Annotated in this window: 16 protein-coding genes and 1 pseudogene; 9 read left to right on the forward strand and 8 right to left on the reverse strand. The window is 58.9% G+C overall.

Going from position 1 to position 19732, the window contains the following annotated elements:
• The first annotated feature begins 81 nt into the window (after nt 1-81).
• The 3 genes from GOB86_RS06240 to GOB86_RS06250 all read left to right on the forward strand — a co-directional run bounded on the left by GOB86_RS06240 (nt 82) and on the right by GOB86_RS06250 (nt 3542).
• The gene (locus GOB86_RS06240; RefSeq protein WP_165991498.1) at nt 82-1089 is read left to right on the forward strand and encodes a CobW family GTP-binding protein; all 1008 of its coding nucleotides are present in this window, start codon (nt 82-84) and stop codon (nt 1087-1089) included.
• A complete protein-coding gene (locus GOB86_RS06245) occupies nt 1086-2147 on the forward strand; it encodes a WD40 repeat domain-containing protein (RefSeq protein ID WP_165991499.1) in 1062 nt (353 codons plus the stop codon). Before GOB86_RS06240 ends, GOB86_RS06245 begins: the two co-directional genes overlap by 4 nt.
• A 111-nt stretch (nt 2148-2258) precedes the next feature.
• Nucleotides 2259-3542 (forward strand): NAD(P)/FAD-dependent oxidoreductase, encoded by a 1284-nt coding sequence (locus GOB86_RS06250; protein ID WP_165991500.1) that lies wholly within the window; start codon nt 2259-2261, stop codon nt 3540-3542.
• 64 nt (nt 3543-3606) lie between these two features.
• Here the strand turns inward: GOB86_RS06250 and GOB86_RS06255 are convergent, their stop codons facing one another.
• Nucleotides 3607-4431, reverse strand: coding sequence for an alpha/beta fold hydrolase (locus tag GOB86_RS06255; RefSeq protein WP_165991501.1), 825 nt, complete (start codon nt 4429-4431; stop codon nt 3607-3609).
• Nucleotides 4432-4492: 61 nt separating this feature from the next.
• On the reverse strand, nt 4493-6796 hold the full coding sequence (locus GOB86_RS06260) for a TonB-dependent receptor (RefSeq protein WP_194301110.1): 2304 nt from the start codon (nt 6794-6796) through the stop codon (nt 4493-4495).
• A 456-nt stretch (nt 6797-7252) separates the two neighbouring features.
• Between GOB86_RS06260 and GOB86_RS06265 the strand changes: the two genes are divergently transcribed.
• From GOB86_RS06265 to GOB86_RS06285, 5 genes and pseudogenes are all read left to right on the forward strand, one after another.
• Complete coding sequence (locus GOB86_RS06265; protein WP_165991520.1) at nt 7253-9298, forward strand: M13 family metallopeptidase; 2046 nt, start codon at nt 7253-7255, stop codon at nt 9296-9298.
• A 121-nt stretch (nt 9299-9419) separates the two neighbouring features.
• Nucleotides 9420-10631, forward strand: coding sequence for an energy transducer TonB (locus tag GOB86_RS06270; RefSeq protein ID WP_242012528.1), 1212 nt, complete (start codon nt 9420-9422; stop codon nt 10629-10631).
• A gap of 166 nt (nt 10632-10797) precedes the next feature.
• A complete protein-coding gene (locus GOB86_RS06275; protein ID WP_165991502.1) occupies nt 10798-11229 on the forward strand; it encodes an acyl-CoA thioesterase in 432 nt (143 codons plus the stop codon).
• A gap of 306 nt (nt 11230-11535) precedes the next feature.
• Nucleotides 11536-12360: a ferritin-like domain-containing protein gene (locus tag GOB86_RS06280; RefSeq protein WP_165991503.1), complete on the forward strand. Its 825-nt coding sequence runs from the start codon at nt 11536-11538 to the stop codon at nt 12358-12360.
• Between the two features lie 70 nt (nt 12361-12430).
• Nucleotides 12431-12815, forward strand: a pseudogene (locus GOB86_RS06285) (VOC family protein).
• A gap of 151 nt (nt 12816-12966) precedes the next feature.
• On the opposite strand, the gene GOB86_RS06290 reads toward GOB86_RS06285, so the two are convergent.
• Both GOB86_RS06290 and GOB86_RS06295 read right to left on the reverse strand, forming a co-directional pair.
• Nucleotides 12967-13737: an SDR family NAD(P)-dependent oxidoreductase gene (locus tag GOB86_RS06290; RefSeq protein ID WP_165991504.1), complete on the reverse strand. Its 771-nt coding sequence runs from the start codon at nt 13735-13737 to the stop codon at nt 12967-12969.
• A gap of 145 nt (nt 13738-13882) precedes the next feature.
• The gene (locus GOB86_RS06295) at nt 13883-14341 is read right to left on the reverse strand and encodes an RrF2 family transcriptional regulator (RefSeq protein WP_165991505.1); all 459 of its coding nucleotides are present in this window, start codon (nt 14339-14341) and stop codon (nt 13883-13885) included.
• Nucleotides 14342-14861: 520 nt separating this feature from the next.
• Here GOB86_RS06295 and purU point away from each other — a divergent pair.
• Nucleotides 14862-15707 carry a formyltetrahydrofolate deformylase gene (purU, locus tag GOB86_RS06300; RefSeq protein WP_165991506.1) on the forward strand — a complete coding sequence of 282 codons (846 nt, stop codon included), beginning with the start codon at nt 14862-14864 and terminating at the stop codon, nt 15705-15707.
• Nucleotides 15708-15841: 134 nt separating this feature from the next.
• Here the strand turns inward: purU and GOB86_RS06305 are convergent, their stop codons facing one another.
• The 4 genes from GOB86_RS06305 to GOB86_RS06320 all read right to left on the reverse strand — a co-directional run.
• Nucleotides 15842-18115, reverse strand: coding sequence for a TonB-dependent receptor (locus GOB86_RS06305; RefSeq protein WP_165991507.1), 2274 nt, complete (start codon nt 18113-18115; stop codon nt 15842-15844).
• A gap of 141 nt (nt 18116-18256) precedes the next feature.
• On the reverse strand, nt 18257-18694 hold the full coding sequence (locus GOB86_RS06310; protein WP_165991508.1) for a hypothetical protein: 438 nt from the start codon (nt 18692-18694) through the stop codon (nt 18257-18259).
• A gap of 166 nt (nt 18695-18860) precedes the next feature.
• Nucleotides 18861-19268 carry a hypothetical protein gene (locus GOB86_RS06315; RefSeq protein ID WP_165991509.1) on the reverse strand — a complete coding sequence of 136 codons (408 nt, stop codon included), beginning with the start codon at nt 19266-19268 and terminating at the stop codon, nt 18861-18863.
• A gap of 220 nt (nt 19269-19488) precedes the next feature.
• Nucleotides 19489-19732: ExbD/TolR family protein (locus GOB86_RS06320; RefSeq protein WP_165991510.1), on the reverse strand; the 244-nt coding region annotated here is incomplete at its 5' end.

Below are 19732 nucleotides of genomic sequence, written 5' to 3' on the forward strand. Positions count from 1 at the left end.
TGACAGGACCGCACCTCTCTGGTTTCTCATAATCTGGCGTCCTATATGAGAAGCACGATTGTTGAATTGGAGGCTTACCCTATGTCTGACGCATCCCTCGCGCCGGAAAATGCTGCCACAGGCGCACCCGATACCCGCGTGCCCGTTACGGTGCTGACCGGCTTTCTGGGCGCGGGCAAAACCACCCTGCTCAACCATATCCTGACCGCTGAACACGGGCGCAAATACGCCGTGGTCATTAATGAATTTGGCGAACTGGGCGTGGACAACGATCTGGTGGTGGATGCGGATGAAGAAGTGTTCGAAATGAACAATGGCTGCATCTGCTGCACCGTGCGGGGCGACCTGATCCGTATTCTGAACGGGTTGATGAAGCGGCGCGGCAAGTTTGACGGCGTCATTGTGGAAACCACCGGCCTTGCCGACCCCGCTCCCGTAGCCCAGACCTTTTTTGCCGATGAAGATGTGCGCGAAAAAGCCCGACTGGACGCCGTGGTCACGGTGGTGGACGCCTTCAACTTCCTGACCACACTGGCCGAAAGCCCCGAAGCGCGCGAGCAGGTGGCCTTTGCCGATGTGATCATCCTCAACAAGACCGATCTGGTGGACCCCACCCAGATTACCCGGATTGAGGATGCCATTCGCAAAATTAACGCGGTTGCTCCCATTCACCACGCCAAAAAAGGCAATGTCCGCCTGACCGATGTCATGGACCGTGGCGGGTTTGATCTGGCCCGTGTGCTGGAGAGCATGCCCGAATTCCTTGAACACACCGAACACCACCATGAGGAAGACATTGCCAGCGTGTCCCTTACCATCAAGCAGCCGCTGGATGCTGGCCGCTTTCAGGCATGGATCAGTGCGCTGTTGCAGGAAAAAGGCGGGGATATGCTGCGCACCAAAGGTATTCTGGATTTTGCGGGCCAGCCCGAGCGCTTTGCTTTTCAGGCCGTGCACATGATGGCGGATGGCAACGCCATTGGCCCATGGAAGGATGGTGAACCGCATGAGAGCCGTCTGGTATTTATTGGCCGCAACCTGAACAGACCACAGCTCCGCCGTGGGCTTGAAAGCTGCATTGCGGCATGAGCGCGGTAAAAGAACCCCTTCTGCGCGGGCTGATTGAAAAGCGTGGTGCCCACAAGCAGGTTGAGGGCGAAATTACGGGCTGTGTCGCCTCGCGCGATTCCAGCCGCTTTGCCTTCACCACCGGCGAGGGGGATGTCATTATTGCCCACCGGCAAGACCTGAGCGCCCCCGGCGCATGGGCCACTTACGCGGTGCATGACGGGCCGGTGCTCGCCCTCTCGCCCGACACATTGGCCGACAGCTTTTTGACCGGAGGGGACGACGGCCGCCTGTGCCGCCTTGACCCGACGGGCGAAATTGAGGAACTGGCCAAAACACGGCGCTGGGTGGAACATATTGCCACTTTTGTAAGCGATAAAGCCGCCCTGATCGCTGCGGCTTCTGGCAAGAATGTGGAACTGCGCGACGCCACGGGCCGCACGGTTGTCCGCACGTTTGAGCACCCGACCACAGTGGGCGGCATTGCATTCGACCCCAAGGGCAAGCGCCTTGCCGCATCGCATTATAATGGTGTGTCGCTCTGGTTCACCCAGTCCAAGGATGGCAGCGCGCGCCTGCTGGAATGGAAAGGCAGCCACTTGGGCGTTGCCATGCACCCCGGTGGAGAAGCCGTCATTACCGCCATGCAGGAGAATGATCTGCACGGCTGGCGACTGGCGGACGGACACAATATCCGCATGAGTGGCTACCCGACCAAAGTGCGCTCCATGTCTTTTTCCAGCAATGGCAAATGGCTGGCCACCAGTGGCGCGGATGTGGTGGTCATGTGGCCGTTCTTTGGTGGTGGCCCCATGGGCAAGCCACCGGCGGAACTGCCCGGCGCGGGCGGCGCGCTATGCACCCGCGTTGCCTTCCATCCCTCGCAGGAAGTTGTGGCCGCAGGCTTTGCCAATGGCACTGTTGTGATGATGGAGCCCACGACCCAGCGCGTTCTTCCTGTATCATTGGGGCAGGCTGGCGCGGTTACCGCGCTGGCTTACAGCCCGGATGGCTGCACGCTGGGCTTTGGCACGCAGGACGGGGTGATCGGGCTTCTGGATCTGGCCAGCGCCACCTGAGCAACCTACCCCCCGCCATGGTCCCCGCCGGACCATGGCGGAAACTAACCGCATACCGCAAAAACAGCCTCCCCCTCAGGCCAAAAGGGGGAGACAAAGGACAGGAATGATATGACGAACAGGTTCCGGCTCGTGATTATTGGTGGAGGCGTTGCCGGTCTGGCCCTGGCGACCCGCCTTGGCAACACACTTGGCCGCTCCGGCAAACTGGAAATCACGCTTGTGGACAAAGGTTTCAGCCATGTCTGGAAACCCATGCTCCACTGCTTTGCCGCAGGAACCGCCCGGAACGAAAATGACCGGATTACGTTTGTCTCCCACGCCGCGGCTCATGGTTTTCGCTTCTGCTACGGCGAGATCGCGCATCTGGACCGAGCCAACAAGCGCATTACCCTTGCCCCGCTGATGGAAGAAAACAACCAGCTCCTGCTGGAGGAGCGGCATCTGGATTACGATGCCGTGGTGTTTGCCATTGGCAGCCGCGCCAATGACTTTGGCACCCCCGGCGTTGTGGAACACTGCATGTTCCTCGACAACGTGGTGGAAGCCAACAATTTTAACGAACGCTTCCGCCATGCTATTATTCAGGCCTATGGTCGCGGCACCCCGGTGGATATTGCCATTGTTGGCGGCGGGGCTACCGGCGTGCAACTGGCGGCCGAACTGCACAAAGCGCTTGATATTGGCGCACTGTACAACTTTACCCCGGTCACCCCGGAAATGCGCGTAACCCTGTTAGAGGCAGGACCACGCATTCTGCCCGCCTTCCCGCAGAATGTCTCGGACGCGGCACAGAAGCAGCTTGAAGACCTGAACATTGTGGTCCGCACCAACACCATGGTGAGTGGCGCGGACGAAGATGGGTTTATTCTCAAGGATGGCAGCCGCGTTAATGCGCAGTTCCGGGTCTGGGCGGCAGGCGTTAAGGCACCGGATGTAACGCGGGACATGGACGGGCTGGAATACCAGCGTGGTGGCCAGCTTACCGTGCGCCCCAGCCTGCAAAGCACGGTGGATGAGCATATTTTTGCACTGGGTGACTGCTCCTTTATCAAGGATGCGCCAGTTGCTCCCACAGCACAGGTGGCGCGCCAGCAAGCGCACCATCTGGCCCGCTACCTTCCGGGCTTCATTTTTAACAACAAGCCTGTGCCGGACTTCCGCTTCCGTAACCGGGGGGCAATTGTCGCTCTTGGGGACTATAACGGCTGGGGTGCTTTTGCCGATGGCAAAACCTTTGGCGGTGGTTTTTTAAATGGCCTCAGTGCGCGCCTTGGCCACATAGCCCTTTACCGGCAGCACCAGTTTGAACTGCACGGCCCCATCCGTGGCGCCATTGCCTGCTTTACGGACTGGCTGGACGGATTTGTACGCCCCCCCGTACGTATGGACTAAATTCTTGCCCCCTCCGCCAACTTTGACCGGAGGGGGCAACCACATTTACTAAACCCCTCTGAGTCTAGAGGGGTTTTTCGCACTTACACAAAAAATCCCTTACCATCATATTCACCATATTGGCCTGCTCAATATGGGGCAGATGACCGGTCTGCGGCAAAAAGTGCCGGGTTACGTGCGTGGGTAGCCCCTGCGCCTGTGCGGCTGGCAGAACCCGGTCCAGCTCCCCCCATATGATCTGCACGGGGCTGGGTGGGTTTTGCAGAGCCGGGCGCAGATCATTGGCCTGCTCACCATTGGGGAAACAGTTCTGTGCAATGGCACGCAATGCCGCCCGCGCGCCGGGGGCGGCACGGGCCTCGACCAGAAACTCCGCAACCTTGCGCCCGATCAGCTTTGGGTCATACACAGCCATGGCCATGGCGGCTGCCATGTCCGCCACGGTATTGGCCTCCACAAAACCGGTAATGAACGCCATGCTCACCGCCCGTCCAAGCCCTGCCGGGGCCAGCAGGGACAGGCTGGCAACCTGTGCTGGCGCACTCTGGAGCAAGGACAGCGCAATACCTCCCCCAAGGGAGTGCCCCAGCACATGCGCCTTGCTAACCCCCAACCCCTCCAGCACAAGGCGGGTGACCTGCGCCAGATGTTCCAGTGTTGGGGCCTGAGCCAAGGCGGAAGACTGGCCATGACCGGGCAGATCAAACGCAATAACCCGCCGGTTTGTAGCCTGCACCTGCTGGGTAAGCTGCCAGTTGGTCACACTGCCACCAAAGCCATGCACCAGAAGCAGTGGCAGGCCAGACCCGCCGCCAGTCTGGCGGACATGCACAGCCTGCGCCCCCAACCGGAGCTGGAAGGTCTGTGTCTGAACATCCTGTTTTATCATGGTGCCATCATGCCCGTTTTGCATCCATGCGGCCAGATTGCAGGCGTGATCATTTTAGCCGCTAAAAATGGCAGGCAATGCGGCCACCAATAAAACGTGGCTCTCCGGGAATATAAAAGTAGGTTGTGGTGGCCATGCCCCCACTTTCCGCATAACGCCGGTCCAAAAGATTACGGCCATAGACCGTAATGTCCCACAACTGGGAGGGAGAATGCAGGGTTGCATGCGCCCCGAGCAGAAAATAAGGCGGCAGGCGGTAAAAGCCCGTCCCCCCCACGGTAATGGCCTGACTGCCCCTGTATTGCCAGTCCGGCCCAAAATCCAGCCTGTAACCCGTGGGCAATGGCTGCCGCCATGTGGCATCACCATTCAGCGTTAGTTTGGGGGAACCGTTATCCACCCCCCTAAAGTTGCGCTCTATGGCTTTCCACTGGTTATGTGCTGCATAGTACGCATTGGTCGCGGCGCGGTCCACATTGGGAAAGTTCTGAAAATCCCCCCGCTGCCAGCCAATGTTCTGCATTAAAAAAAGATGGCCAAAGGGATGGGCTTCCAGAGTAGCCTCAAACCCCCAACTCTGAGACTTGGGCGCATTGGTAATTTCGCTCAACGGTCCATAATTGGGGATCAGGACAGTGCCTATGACCTGCTGGTTATGAAAATCGTTGTAAAATGCCGCCCCATTCAGGCGCAACCGCCCCGGAACGGGGTCTGATTTAAGACCCAGTTCATAGGTCAGAACCGTTTCCGGCTTAAACGGGTCCAACTGAGCCTGCACCTGTGTGTTGTTGGCGCTAAACCCGCCGGGCTTAAAGCCCTTGCTCATTTTGTAATACAGCATCGCCTGCGGTACAAACTGCCACGAAACCCCGGCCTGCCCCGCGAACTGATTGGCTGCCGTGCTCTCGGGGCTAAAACTTCTGGTCGTGCCACCAAATATCTGGGAAGTCAGGCCGGTTATGCCCCGGTCATCCAGTTCATGTAAAAGCCCTGCCCAGATTGTTACATTATGCGGCAGGCGGTAGCTGACATTCCCGAACTCGGAAACACTCTCCTGATCCATGCCAAAGCTTGTGGCCATCATGTATCCACGGGCAGTGTAGTCCGTGTAGTCAAAGAAAAACCGCTGGTTCATGCGGCTGCGCTGGTAGTAGGCACCCACAACCCAGTTCAGGCGGCCATGCAGGGCGGCCCCGTTCAGCCGGGCTTCTTGCGTAAACACATTGGCGTCTATGGTGCGGTACGTATCCGCCTGAGAAAGGGCGGTTCCATCCTGATCCGTATATTCACCCTGACGTTCGGTCTCAAACGCACTGATGGCGGTAAACGTGGCAGGCCCAAAATCATGGATCAGTCGCAGGTCCACCCCCCAGTACTGGTTGTGCTCACTGGGTTTTAGCCCGGCACCACGCCCTACAAGCTTGGCAAACTCTGGTCGCATGGACCATTCAGCCTGCCGCCCCAGCCCAAAACCCGGTAGAGCCTGTGAACCGATCAGCCTGTGAACGGGCACCGCGGTTACAACCTCACTATCATCTTGCACAAAATGGCCACCAAGCTGGATGGTGGTGCGGTCATTGGGTTGCCAGCGCAGCTTGCCCCGTAAAGCCCACAGGTCCGCATCCCCCAGATGCGCGCCATTGGTCGGGTTGTACTGCCACCCCCCACCTTGGCGCGTCTGCCCTGCAAGCCGGAAACTCCAGCCCTTGGCCAGCGGCCCGGACACATAGGCCTCGCTCCGGCTGCGGGCGTAGGACGCAATATCCTCCATGCCACCGTAATGCCATGTGGTGGTCGGGTCGTTTGTGCGCAGGCGCACTTCCCCCCCCGTGGTGGACTGGCCGTGTCTGGTGCCCACTGGCCCCGGGTCCACTGCCGCATCTGCCAGATCAAACATCAGCCCGTTGCTCATGGCGGGGTAGGCGTAGGCCACATCATCCATATACGTCAGAACGGGGGGCATATTGTTCTGCGTAAAATCATTAAAGCCGGCGCCACGCAGGTAAAAATTGGTCGATGCCGTACCGTTGATGCTCTGCATGGTCAGGTTGGGCGCCACACGCTCCAGCCCCCGCAGGGTGGTGACATCCCTGTTACGCAACAACTCAGCGCTCAGATGCGTTGTGGCATCGGGTTCATGCTGGGCGGAGGGAAAGGCAAAATCGGATCGGTGCGCCCCCACATCCACATGAGTTATGGCGTGCGCGGCAACAGGGGGCTTTGCCCGCGCACCCTTGGCAGAGGTAGCGGGGCTGGCGGGTAACGTGCCCTGTTTGGCTGGTGCTGGTGCTGGTGCTGTATTCTGCGCCAGCGCAAAGGGCGCGGCAAACAGGCTGAGCGGGATCAGGCTGACACAGCACAGCATAAGCTGCCAGCGTTCAGGGCCACATCTTCTGGTCTGCGCGACCAGAGGAAGGCCGTATGCTTGCTGCCCGAAAATAGTCCGCTCCTCCACCACCAATACGCCGCCATTGAGCCGCGCAAGCCATGCTCCCCCGGCAGGGCTGGCTCTCTCATGACGGAAACAGCCCCCCATGTGCAAGGCTGTTCGCCCAAATCCATCTTATTTTTAACCATTGACCGGACCATTCATGCACGTTCCGACCTAAAAGGTCCGCCCCTCTGTATAAGGTTTTTTTTAAGAAAACCTCTGCCCACAAGAGGGTAGGCAGGCTACGCCAAGCTGGCTAAGGTGAGTGCTCACCTTAGTGTTTTGTATTAAAAACACGGCCAGCAATCCGTAGCGTCAGCAACTATAATAAAGAACCGGAGTTCCCCTGTGCCAGACTTGTCCTTGCGTGCCATTTTCCGCCATGCCCTCATGCTGTCCGCCATTGTGGGCGTGGGCAGTCTGGCCGGGCAGGCCCATGCCACAACACCAACCACCCCGCAAACAGCGCAGAGCAACTTTGGCCAGTGGGGCGTGGACCTTGCCGGGCGTGATCTGGCGGTGGTTCCGGGGAACAATTTTTTCCGCTACGCCAATGGCATATATCTGGACCACCTTAAAATTCCTTCGGACATGACCAGCTATGGTCCGTTCAACGCACTGGCCGAACTCTCCCGCACACGGGTGCAGGATATTCTGAACGACCTGTCCGCCCACCCGGTGGCATCGGCCCGCACCACGGAAGAAAAACTGGGCACCTTCTACGCCTCCTACATGGACGCAGCCGAGGTGGAACGCCTTGGCACACAGCCCCTTGCGCAGGATATGGACGCCATCCGGGCCATAAAGGACATGGCGGGTTTTGCCGCCCTGAGCGGCACGGCCGTGGGCTCGTTCCAGTTCGGCCCCTTCTCCCTTGGGATCAACCCGGACGCCAAGGACCCCACACGCTATGCGTTAACGCTTGATCAGGCCGGGCTGGGGCTACCGGACCGGGACTACTACCTAAAGCCCGTTTTTGCCGCCAAAAAAGCAGCCTACCAGACGTATATTGAAAAAGCGCTCACGCTGGCAGGCTGGCCCGAACCCGCCAAGGCCGCCGCCGCCATTGTTATTTTTGAGAGCAAGCTGGCCGAAGTCCACTGGCCCCGCGCAGACCTGCGTGACCCGCAAAAAACCTACAACCCCATGACACTGGCGGAACTGAGCACCAAAGCACCGGGTTTTGACTGGACCGCATGGCTCAGCGCGTCTGGCCTGCCAGCGCAGGACATGGACAAACGGAGCCTGATTGTAGGCGAGCCTTCCGCCATTACGGGTGAGGCCCGGCTGCTGGCCGCAACGGACATGGACACCCTGCGCGCATGGCTTGCCTTCCATCTGGTGGAAAACGCCACCACCTACCTGCCAGACAGCTTTGAGCAGGCCCGCTTTGTGTTCACCAAAGCCCTGACGGGCCAGCCAACCCTGACCGCACGCTGGAAGCGCGGCGTACAGGCCACCAGTGCCGCCATGGGCATGGCACTGGGCAAGGTCTACGTGCAGCGCTACTTCCCGCCCGAAAACCGGGTGGTTATGCAAAAACTGACCACCGATCTGAAGAACGCCTTCAGGGTCCGGTTGCAGAACAATAGCTGGATGAGTGCCGCCACCAAGGAAGCAGCACTCCGCAAGCTGGAAAACTTTGAAATTCAGGTCGGCTACCCCAACAGGTGGCGCGATTACGCAGGTCTTGTGGTTAAAAAAGGCGATGTCTACGGCAACGCCCGCAACGGCGTGGCCTTTGAATGGCACTACTGGCTGGACCGACTGGACAAGCCGGTGGACCGGAACGAGTGGGACATGACCCCGCAAACGGTCAACGCCTACAACAACCCGCTATTTGATCAGGTTGTATTCCCTGCCGCCATTCTTCAGCCGCCGTTCTTCAACATCAAGGCCGATGCGGCCGTGAACTACGGGGCCATTGGGGGCGTGATCGGCCATGAAATGACCCACTCCTTCGATGATGAAGGCCGCCAGTTTGACGAACACGGTCGCCTGCGGGACTGGTGGACCAAGGACGACGCGGAACGGTTCCAGAAGCTGGCTGACCGTTTGGGTGCGCAGTATGATGCGTTTGAGGTGCTGCCGGGCGTGCATGTCAACGGCAAGCTGACCATGGGCGAAAACATTGCCGATCTGGGTGGGCTGACACTGGCACTGGATGCCTACCATGCCTCGCTCGATGGCAAACCCGCACCCGTGGTGGACGGGCTGAGCGGTGAGCAACGCGTCTTTTTAGGCTGGGCGCAGGTCTGGCGCGAAAAACTGCGGGAGGAAACCATTCGCAGGCTTGTGGTCACAGACCCCCACTCCCCGCCAGAAGCCCGCGTGAACCTGCCCATGCACAATATTGACGCATGGTACGACGCATGGAGCGTACAGCCGCAGGACAAACTGTACCTGCCCCCACAGCAGCGTGTTAAAATCTGGTAGAATCCACTGGCCCGGCGGCACGGACTGCCTTACACACCGGGCCATTGCCATGGCGGTTTTTTATAATCCGCCCCATTGCATACAACAGGCCCGTGTTTGAAGTTCTCTGTGGCACGGGGGCTTGAGCAATGGCAAAATAGCGGGCAAGTGGGCTATACCCACGCACACCATACTCATGCGGGGCAAGGGAGAACTCGGGCAGTCCATGGTCGATAAGCGCAGTTCCTCCACAGGCCAGAACGCCCCCCTGCCCGGCAGGCAGGAGCCACGCCTGCACCCCGCACATTCTGCCTCCTCCCCCCCGACCAGCACGGAGAACGCTGCCGGGCAAAGGCCACGGCTCTTCCCGTTCATGCCCGTGCCCAAGCCACCGGGCAGCCCTATGCGGGGCTCCTCCACACCGCTGATCCGCAAGGATGTGTACGCCGACCCCACACTGGGCCCGGTCTTTACCGCCTCCGCCCTTGCGCACTTCCTTTTGCTGGCCGCACTTCTTTATCAGGCGACCCACCACGGGCAGACGGGTTCGCCCCAGTCCAGCCAGTCTTCCTCGGTGGAAATGGTTTTTTCCCAGCCCACACCATCCACCGGCATGGTTGGCCCCCACTCGCCCGATGCAGGTGGAGGCAATGCGGCGCCACAGGCGGCTCCTCCCCCTCCGGCGGAACAGCAGCCAGATACACAGGCAGCCCCACCCGAACCAAGTGAAGCGGCACCAGACGTCCCGCCCCTGACCCAGTCCGATGATGGTCTGCCCAAACCCAAGACCACGCCCCAAAAAACGCCGCCAACCCAGCACAAGCCCACGGCAAAGCAGCCCAGCCGCGCAACGCCACGCCCGCACCCTACGCAGATGTCGCCCAAAAGCCTTCAGTCCCTGCTCCAGCACCCGATGGACTATTCGTTTAACGAGGCTCCGGCCCCACGCCGCACCAACCGGGGCCGCCCCGGCGGGTCGTCCGCGCCGCTGGACCTGTCCATTGGCCCCATGGTGGAAAACGGGCAGTTGAATGCCCACTATGCCTCACGCACCAGCGTGCATGGTGTGAGCAGTGACTACGGTGCGGAAATTGACGCATGGATCCAGCGCCACCTGTACTACCCACCCGACGCCGCAGAACGGGGGGAGGAAGGCAGCACGTCGGTCCATGTTATTCTGGACCGCTCGGGCCATGTGTTCAAAGTGTTCGAAACCGGGTCCTCGACCGAGGCGCTGGATGCATCGACCATTGGCATGTTCCAAGGCGCGCAGTTGCCCCCCGTGCCACCGGACATGAAGGACAAATATATCAACTTCGACGTAACGGTGAATTATATCCTGATCCGCAACTAGGCATTCCGTTTTCACCGCTGCGTGTCTATTACTCGTAGCTGGTGTGTGACGGCGGCATACAGATCACACAAAACTGAGGAGGTATCCTCGGTGTAATTCTGCTTATCTTATACCCCTGCTTACGCCGCCCCATACGGCCCCGAAAAGAGTTAAGGACATACTTGCGATGCCACGTTCATCCAGCTCCGATCTGCCGCCGGGCGTGCCCACAATCCGCGTTGTGGCCATGCCGACCGACACCAATCCCGCAGGGGATGTGTTTGGTGGGTGGATTGTCTCGCAGATGGATCTTGCCGCGGGCACAACCGCTGCTTTCCGTGCCAATGGCCGGTGCGTGACGGTTGCGATCAACAGCCTTGTTTTTCTCGAACCCGTTGTGGTGGGCGATGAGGTGAGTATCTATACCAAAATCATCCGCGCAGGCCGCACGTCCCTGACCATTCATGTGGAAACATGGCGCAGGGCGCGCCACACCCACATTACCTCCAAGGTGACGGAAGGGGAGTTCATTTTTGTCGCACTGGACGACAAACGCCGCCCCCGCGCCCTCCCCCCGTTTGAAGACACACTCCCCGCCGCCAACTGCGAAAAAGCCTGACCAGCACGCCCAAAGGTGGCGCGCCAGCGCAGCAACTGCGACCTGCCCTTACTTTCCCTGTTCCAGCACACGGCCTCCCCGTGCCATATAAAAGCTGGAGCCGCTGATCTTGCGTTTGGAACAGACTTGGGCAAGATGTGCGGCTCTTGGGTAAACCGGTGTATTTTTTTGTCACGCACCGCTTTGCCAGCACGTCATATGGTTTGAAAAACCCGCCAGCTTCCCTGCGCATCGTCCTCCCGTCTTCCGGGCGGACCAATCCATGCGGGGTGGGTAGTGGGTTTGGCGTAACAGGGAGGTCGGCACATGAAGCACTGGCAGATTGATCAACTGCCATGGGATCGGTTTGATCCCACCAAGGTTGACCCGGAGCTGATCCCTGCCATTAAGGCTGCCGCCGTTGTGGAACGCAACAGCGTGGACTACGCACTCTACCTCAACAACGTCTTTCGCAACGACCCGGACTTCTGCACGGCTGCCAACCATTGGGCGGAAGAAGAAATCCAGCACGGGGATGCGCTGGGCCGCTGGGCCATGCTGGCCGACCCGAGCTGGGATTACACAGCCGCCTTCCAGCGTTACCGCGATTTTTACAAAATTCCGCTCGATGTTGACCAGTCCGTGCGCGGGTCCCAGACCGGGGAACTGATCGCACGCTGCATGGTGGAAACCGGCACATCGTCTTTTTATTCCGCACTGGCGGACACCACGGACGAACCCGTGCTCAAGGCCCTGTGCAAACAGATTGCCGCTGATGAGTTCCGGCATTTCAAGCTGTTTTATGACCATATGCACCGTTACCTGCGCCGCGAGAACATTGGGCTTTGGCAGCGTATCCGTATTGCACTGGGCCGTGTGACGGAAACCGAGGATGATGAACTGGCGTCCGCCTACTACACAACCAACATCCCGCCAGACCAGCCTTATGACCATACACGCTGCATTGCTGCCTATATGGTGCGGGCCATGCGCACCTACCGGCCCCAGCACCTGCGCCGGGTAACAACCATGGTGTTCAAGATCATTGGCCTGCCTACCCATAGCTGGTTGCAGTCCGTGGCGTTCCGTATTTCGGAAAAACTGTTCATCCGGCGGCAGCAACGGTTTGCACGCATTGCGGACATAAGCTGAGCGGGGCTTGCAGCGGGCGGACAGGCGGGTCATCCTCTGTTCGTTCCAACCGCTGGAGAACAGACAGACCATGTTCACGCACATCATGGTGGGTACTAACGATATTGCCCGCTCTAAAAAATTCTACGATGCCGTTTTTGCTGCCCTGAACATCCCTCCGGCAGAAATCAGCGCCACGGGCCGCATTTCCTATGGCAAGCATGAGGTCCGGTTTATTGTAACCCCTCCGCTGGATGGCAAGCCTGCTACTCCGGCCAATGGCGGCAACAATCAGCTTTCAGGCCGAAACGCCCGCCATGGCCGACGCATGGCACAAGGCCGGTGTGGAAAACGGTGGCAAAGCCATTGAAAACCCGCCCGGCGTGCGCCAGACCCCCGTTGGCCCCCTCTACCTTGCCTACCTGCGCGACCCGGACGGCAACAAGCTGTGCATTGCCTGTAAAGTGCCTGCGTAACCCACCCGATCGGCCCGCACACCCTGCTCCACAAGAACACCAACTTCCGTTTTTAGGAGCAGGGACAAAGCTAGGCCTGACCAGACAGTTCCATAACCCCGTGAGGTTGGGAACTGTCTGGTCCAGCGCATTAAAACAGCCTCCTCACACATTAGCCCAGCATGGTGCGGTCCACCGCCAGACCGGCGGATGCCTGGCAGGTTGGCATCATTTCCACATGGTTGATGTTCACATGTGCTGGCAAGCCAAGCACCCACGCCACGGTTTCGGCTATATCATCAGGTAGCAGGGGGGCTGTGCCCTTGTACACGGCATCTGCCTTGCCCTGATCGCCCAGACGGACCTGACTGAACTCACTCCCCCCGCATAGTCCCGGCGCAATGGTGGTGGCTCTGACCTGCCTGCCCAGTAGGTCGCTGCGCAGGTTGCGCATGAACTGGTCCACAAATGCTTTTGTAGCCCCGTACACATTGGCTCCGGGGTAGGGGTAGGTGCCAGCCGTACTCCCCAAGGACACAACATGCCCAGCATTACGGGCAACCATGCCGGGCAACAGGGCACGTGTAATTTCCACAAGCCCGGTCACGTTGGTAGCGATCATGGTCTCCCAGTCCTGCGGCGTGGTCTGCCATGCTTTTTCCAGCCCCAGAGCCAACCCTGCGTTATTGACCAGCACATCGACCGCCTGCCAGTCCTGCGGCAGACTCTGTGGCAGGGCGCGTATGGCGGACAGGTCGGTCATATCCAGCCGGAAGGGCAGAATACGCCCAGCCTCCACCTGCCCTGCCAGAGCCTCCAGCCGCTCCTGCCTGCGGCCCGTTGCAATAACCCGGTATCCCTCCCGCACAAGCCGTAGGGCTATGGCATGCCCAAACCCGGCCGTAGCCCCGGTAACCAGCGCAACCTTGAATTTTTGTGCCATTGATCTGTCTCCATCCCAGCCAGAATTCCACCAACAGCCTATGCCAGTGTGCTGGCAGAACCAACACCATGCTCAGCTTTTACCCGCACACAAACGCATGACGGAACGGGCTGGCGTGGCAGACCACGCAGTAGTGGGCTGGTGCTCAGGACTGCGGCTTTGGTGCCGCCGCCTGCGCCAGTGTCCGGCGTTCATAGGGTTGCAGCAGATCCGCCAATGTGGCCTTGTCCAGCACCCCCATAAACGCATCCAGCGCACTCCCCAGCACGCCGCGCAGGCTACACCCGCCAGAGAGCAGGCAGGGTGTGGCCTCATCCCCATTACGGGCCATGCAGCCAACCAGCGCCATATCCTCCTCGGTGTGGCGCACCACGTCTCCCACACAAATTTCCTCCGCAGGGCGGCCCAGTGTCAGCCCGCCGCCGCGCCCCCTTTGTGTCTGCACAAACCCGCCACGCCCCAGATGGTGAATGATCTTGACCAGATGATTTTCGGAAATGCCATAAGTCTGGGCTACCTCACGTATGGAAACACGCCTGTCCGTATTCACGGCCAGATAAAGCAAGGTGCGTAGCGCGTAGTCGGTGTACAAAGTCAGACGCATAACAAAAAAATCTGCTCCAGCGGGTTATGGAAGTGGCACGGGGTCAATCCAGGCCGGGACTGGCGAGGCCAACCCTAAACGCCGCCTAACTGCCATGGTTTTTTATAAAATGCGAACCCACCCCCGCGGGCAGGCGAACAAACCGGCGGAATAAGGAACAAATGCAGAAAGACGATGAAACATGTGCGCCTGCCTGCCTTCCACAAAACTATCCACAGGGTTTTCCCGCAATCCGTCCCCTTCCATTGTGGATAAGCTTACCTGTGGCATTGCCAGAATAGTATAAAAAATGTCTGTTTCCTGCGGTTCGTAGCTTTTTTAAGCTTTTATGACACCAAACCCTCTTGACCCCTTACCGCAACAACGAGTCGGTGTGTTGCAATTCATCCACAGCCCGGCAAAGCAGTAATCGGGCACCAAAACCATGCCGCCATGCCCCGCACCCGATTGCGCATAGACCCAAACGGCTGGCACACTACGGCGCAATCTCTTTTCAGGCCCGAGGAGCTTACAAAGCCTCATGCAGTTCATTCTTACTTTTTCCTGCCCGGACAAGGCTGGCATTGTGGCCGGCGTGACCTCGGCACTGGCCCGGCAGGGAGCCGATATTACAGAGACCCACCAGTTCAGTGACCGCAGTACGGGCCAACTGTTCATGCGGCTGGCTTTTTTTACTCCCGCAGCCAACGGTATGGCGAACATAAAAGCCTGCCTTGCCCCTGTGGCCGAAGAGTTTGGCATGAACATGCGCCTGCATGACGCAGCCGTGCTGCCACGTATGATTATTATGGTCTCGCGCTTTGACCACGCCTTGCTCAACCTGCTGTACCAGGTCCGTGTGGGCTGGTTGCGGGCCGAAATTGTGGCCATTGTCTCCAACCACTCCGACAGCGAGGCCACGGCCCGCCAAGCCGGGGTGCCCTACTACTACTGGCCGGTAAACCCACAGAACAAAACCGAGCAGGAAGACAGACTACGCGACCTTGTGCAAACCACACAGGCGGACCTGATCGTGCTGGCCCGTTACATGCAGGTCCTCTCCGATAGTCTGAGCGCGCAGTTCAGCGGGCGGATTATTAACATCCACCACTCCTTCCTGCCCTCCTTCAAAGGAGCGCGCCCTTACCATCAGGCCTATGCCCGTGGTGTTAAGCTGATCGGAGCAACCGCGCATTACGTCACCGCCGATCTGGATGAAGGCCCGATTATTGAGCAGGAAACAGCACGGGTCAGCCACAATCTCTCCCCCGATGATTATATTGCCACGGGGCGGGGTGTGGAATCGCAGGTACTCGCGCGGGCGGTCAAACTGCATACCGAACACCGGGTTATGCTAAACGGCCACCGCACCATTATTTTTTCCTGACCCACCTGATAGCGGAACCTCCCCGCCACCCTGCTTTTCGGGCACAGGAACGTGGGGAGGACTGTTCAGGTAACACCCTACCCCACACCATGCCATGCGCCCCCCACTTGGGCCAAAGCCCGCGCACGCGTGCCCTAAAAACCGGTGGAGGCAGTAAACAGGGCGGCAAAACCACCCCCGATGTAATAATCGGGTGCCTCACCGGAAACCACACTCCCATGCCGCCCCACCGTATCGTGCGCGGCAAGTGTTGGGTCGGCCACACCAGACAGGTAATGCTGGTTGGTAATGTTAATAAAGTTCATGCGGAACTGCGGCGCATGCAGTACGGAAACGTCCTTCATACGGTAACCAAGAGCCAGATTGCCCGTTACGTGGGAAGGCATGCGCTCATCATTCATGAAAGTCGCATACTGGTGCCCGGTGTATTTGACCGTCATCACACCAAAAAAATGCCCGTCGTCATATGTCAGCCCTGCCGCGGCCTGCAAAGTGGGAGTGCGGACCGAGCGTTTACCCCGCGTTGGCAGGACCTCCGTGCCAGAATACAGGTCATTATCAATCGTGGAGTGCAGATATTCGCCCGAAAGATAGGGGCTTATATGGTGCCACGGTCTTAGCCCGACCTCCACATCCACCCCCCGTGTGGTCTGCCCGCCCGCATTGATGGTGGACTGCACCGGTGCCCCATTGAGCATGACAAGGGTAGAAACCTGCCGGTTTGTAAAATTGTAGTTGAACAGGGTTAGCGCACCCACAACAAGGTCATCGGCGTAGCGGTAACCCAGTTCCTCGGCAATGGAGTATTCATTCTTCAGGCTACCGGTGCCTTTTTGCTCCACCGCACCACTGGTCGGGTCGTACACATCATACAACGCTGTTTCCGCCGGGGTGCGAAAGTTGGTCGTGGCGTTAAAAAAGACCTGATGATGTGCTGTTATCTGGAATCTGGCCCCAAGACGGGGCAGCGGCACGGCTGTATTTGTGCCCATGTGGTAGGTACTCCCCGGCATGGCGTTTGTACCCATGCGGGAGAACATAACCTCCTTAAACCCCGCACTCAGTAACAGCCGGTCATGCAGCAACGTCAGCCGGTCGCCTATAAAAAGGGCGTTGGTCTGGGAAATAGTGTGGTTATTCGCCCCCCATAGTGCCTGCCCGTCCGCCGTGCGCAAGGGGCGACCTCCCCATATAGACCCGCCAGAACCCGAGGCATCCAGCATGGAAAACGTCTGTTTTTCCGTGTCATCCCCATAATCGTACCAGTAGCCCAGTATCAGATCATTGGGGCCACGCTTCCAGTCCAGTGCGGCCGTAAAGCCTGATCGATAGCTACGCTGCGTATAATCCGCCCGAACGGACATATACCCGCCCGGAGTATTGGCCAGGGTCGGGTCTAGCTGCACAGGCTCCGTGCCATTGAACAGCCCCGTGGTTGGCAATTGCATCCCCCCCGGCGCGTTGCCATACGCCCCCTGTGCATAGGGCGTGACCCTAAGGTCCAGCCCGTTGGCCAGATTAAGGTTTAGCGGCGCTGCCATATACAGGGTGCGCTCCGGCTGGCGGGCAAGGCGCCAGTAATCCGTGCCGCCTACTGCGTTCCCCGCATTATAATGGGCAGCAAGGTTATTGCCGCCATGTATGCCATCGGCCAGCCATGCATCTTTTGTAACCTGCGGGTAATAGCTGTCTATCGCCTGATTCCATGACCCGAGCAGGGCGGCATTACTATTCTGCCCCCATGTTTTGAGCAGTTTAAAGTCCACATGCTGCCGCTCATCCCGCCCCGGTCCACGCCAGTTGTCCGTCGCGCCATGAGAGTAGGAGACAAAACCCCGCAGGCCGGTATGGGCTATTTCACCACTTTCAAGCCGCAGGAACTGGCGGTTGGTATTATACGAACCATAAGACGTATCAAACATTCCTCCGGCCTTGTCCGCCGGGGTCTGGAACCGCAGCTTCATCAACCCGCCAGCCGCATTCAGGACCGGGCTATCCAGATCTGGCGCACCTTGTTGCAGGCTTATGGTTTCGTAATTCTCACTATCGGCGAACTGGCTGGGGTAGCCTGTGTAATAGGCAATGTCATTCAGGGGCATGCCTTCAAGCACATAACCAATGGCATCCCCGTTCATCCCACGCACCGTGATATTGGTTTGTGGGGAAAACCCGAACGGGTCCGAACCGCTGACCGTAGCCCCCGGCAACTGGGCAACAAGGTCAAACGCCGTAGCGGAAGGGGTCTGGCGGGCAATGTAGTCGGCATTGACCATGCTCTGGGCTTGTGGGTCGGACACAGGGCGGATCAGCCCCCCACCCGCAGGCAGATGTGCCGGGTTGGCATGCACGGTAACAATCTGCGCCTTGCCTGCCCGCAAGGGTTTGTCCGCCAGTGCGGAGCTGGCCATTACGCTCCCCAAAACGGCGGATACCCCATAACGCGCCCACACGCCCCGCAAGATCAGATACCCTTTATAGCCCTTGTCCAGCGCACACCTCCCCTACATGCTTACACCTGCGCATGTAGGAGTATAGCGCATGAAGCAGATTTAGTTTTCATCCACGTCGGATTTATCCCCCAGCACGATGGTCTGGTCGGAAATGGACACGTCCGTAACTGCCGGGCGTTGCAGGGCCTCTGTTGTATCCCGCGCAATCCCTGCTGTTTTATCCTTCAGATCCGCCAGTTCCTCGCGCACATCGGACAGAATTTCCAGCAAGGCGGCATGATCTTCGGAGGCGCGCTGGTCCGCCCCCTGGCTGAGCACGGCACTCCCCACCATAAGGGCAGGCAATGCGACCAACTGAATACAGTTGCTGATATACAGCAGTGTATTCTGCCACTGCGGCACAAGAACCGGAACCAGAGAAAAAACAAAAAACGCATAAACGCACCAGATGCTGCCAAACAGCATGGTCATTTTTACTGCAACGGCCACATTAATCCGCGCAATAAGGGACTTAGCAATTACTTCGGGTTTTCTCATGGGGTCTCTTCTTCCGTTACGCCGCGCAAACATGAGCAGCCGGCATTGCCGCGTGCGCTGTAACATACTCCAACCACCTTGTCCGCCAATCACAGCGGGCAGCACGGTTGCCCTGCATCAGGCAGATATGTGCCTACAACCCTGCGCGCACCAAACAGCCCAGCACTTAACCCTCAGGCAGAAGCTTAAGCAGGAACCGTAGCCGAAAAAAAGCAGCCTGCCCGCGTGCTGCATCGGCCTTGCGCAAAAACACCCCCACAACGTAAGTCCCATCCTGCTCGGGCCTGCCAACATAGGCGGCATTCTGCACCTTGCTGTTATAAACCTCCGCCCCGGCTGGATCACGGACCCAGAAGCTGACGCGCGCACTTTTTGCATGCCCCCCAACAAGCAAAAACTGCCCGACCTTGGCTGGCACCTTGTACTGCACGACCTCGTCCCCCTCGACCGTGCCCGCAACGGTTGCCTCATCCCCTTGCGTACGAAAATGAACAGTGCGCTGGTAGGCCTGTGCGTATCCTGCATGCCCCCACAGCAACACAGCCACCGCCAGCACTCCCCCCATCCGGCGCATGATGTTCCGCTCCCTTTATGCAACTCTGCCCTACTCGTGCCATACGCCGGGCAGGACCGCGAGTTCCCTGCATTGCACCCTACACTGCGAACATTTTCGCAAGGATGTCGTTTTCATGATTTTTAGGAGTCACAATGGCAGCGGGGGCCAGCGAAGCGGACATAAAAAAAACGGGCCAGCCTTATGGCGAGCCCGTTTTTTATCTGGGATTTAGCAGCCCTTACTGATCGACGAACTGTTCCTGCCCGACGATGCCCATCTGTGTCACACCAAGGCGCTGCGCGTCGGCCATGACATGGACGACAGTCTTGTAGTCTGCCAGCCGGTTGGGCTGGATGTGGAACTCAGGCTTGGGCTGCGCGGACGCAATCTCGCGCAGGTGGGCCTGCAACTCGTCCTCGCTGCCGACCGGCTGCCCGTTCCACGTAATCGTATTATCAAAATCCACCACAAGGGTCACAACA

Origin of the sequence: Acetobacter lambici, assembly GCF_011516885.1 — a bacterium.
In the GTDB taxonomy this organism is placed as follows: Bacteria; Pseudomonadota; Alphaproteobacteria; order Acetobacterales; family Acetobacteraceae; genus Acetobacter; species Acetobacter lambici.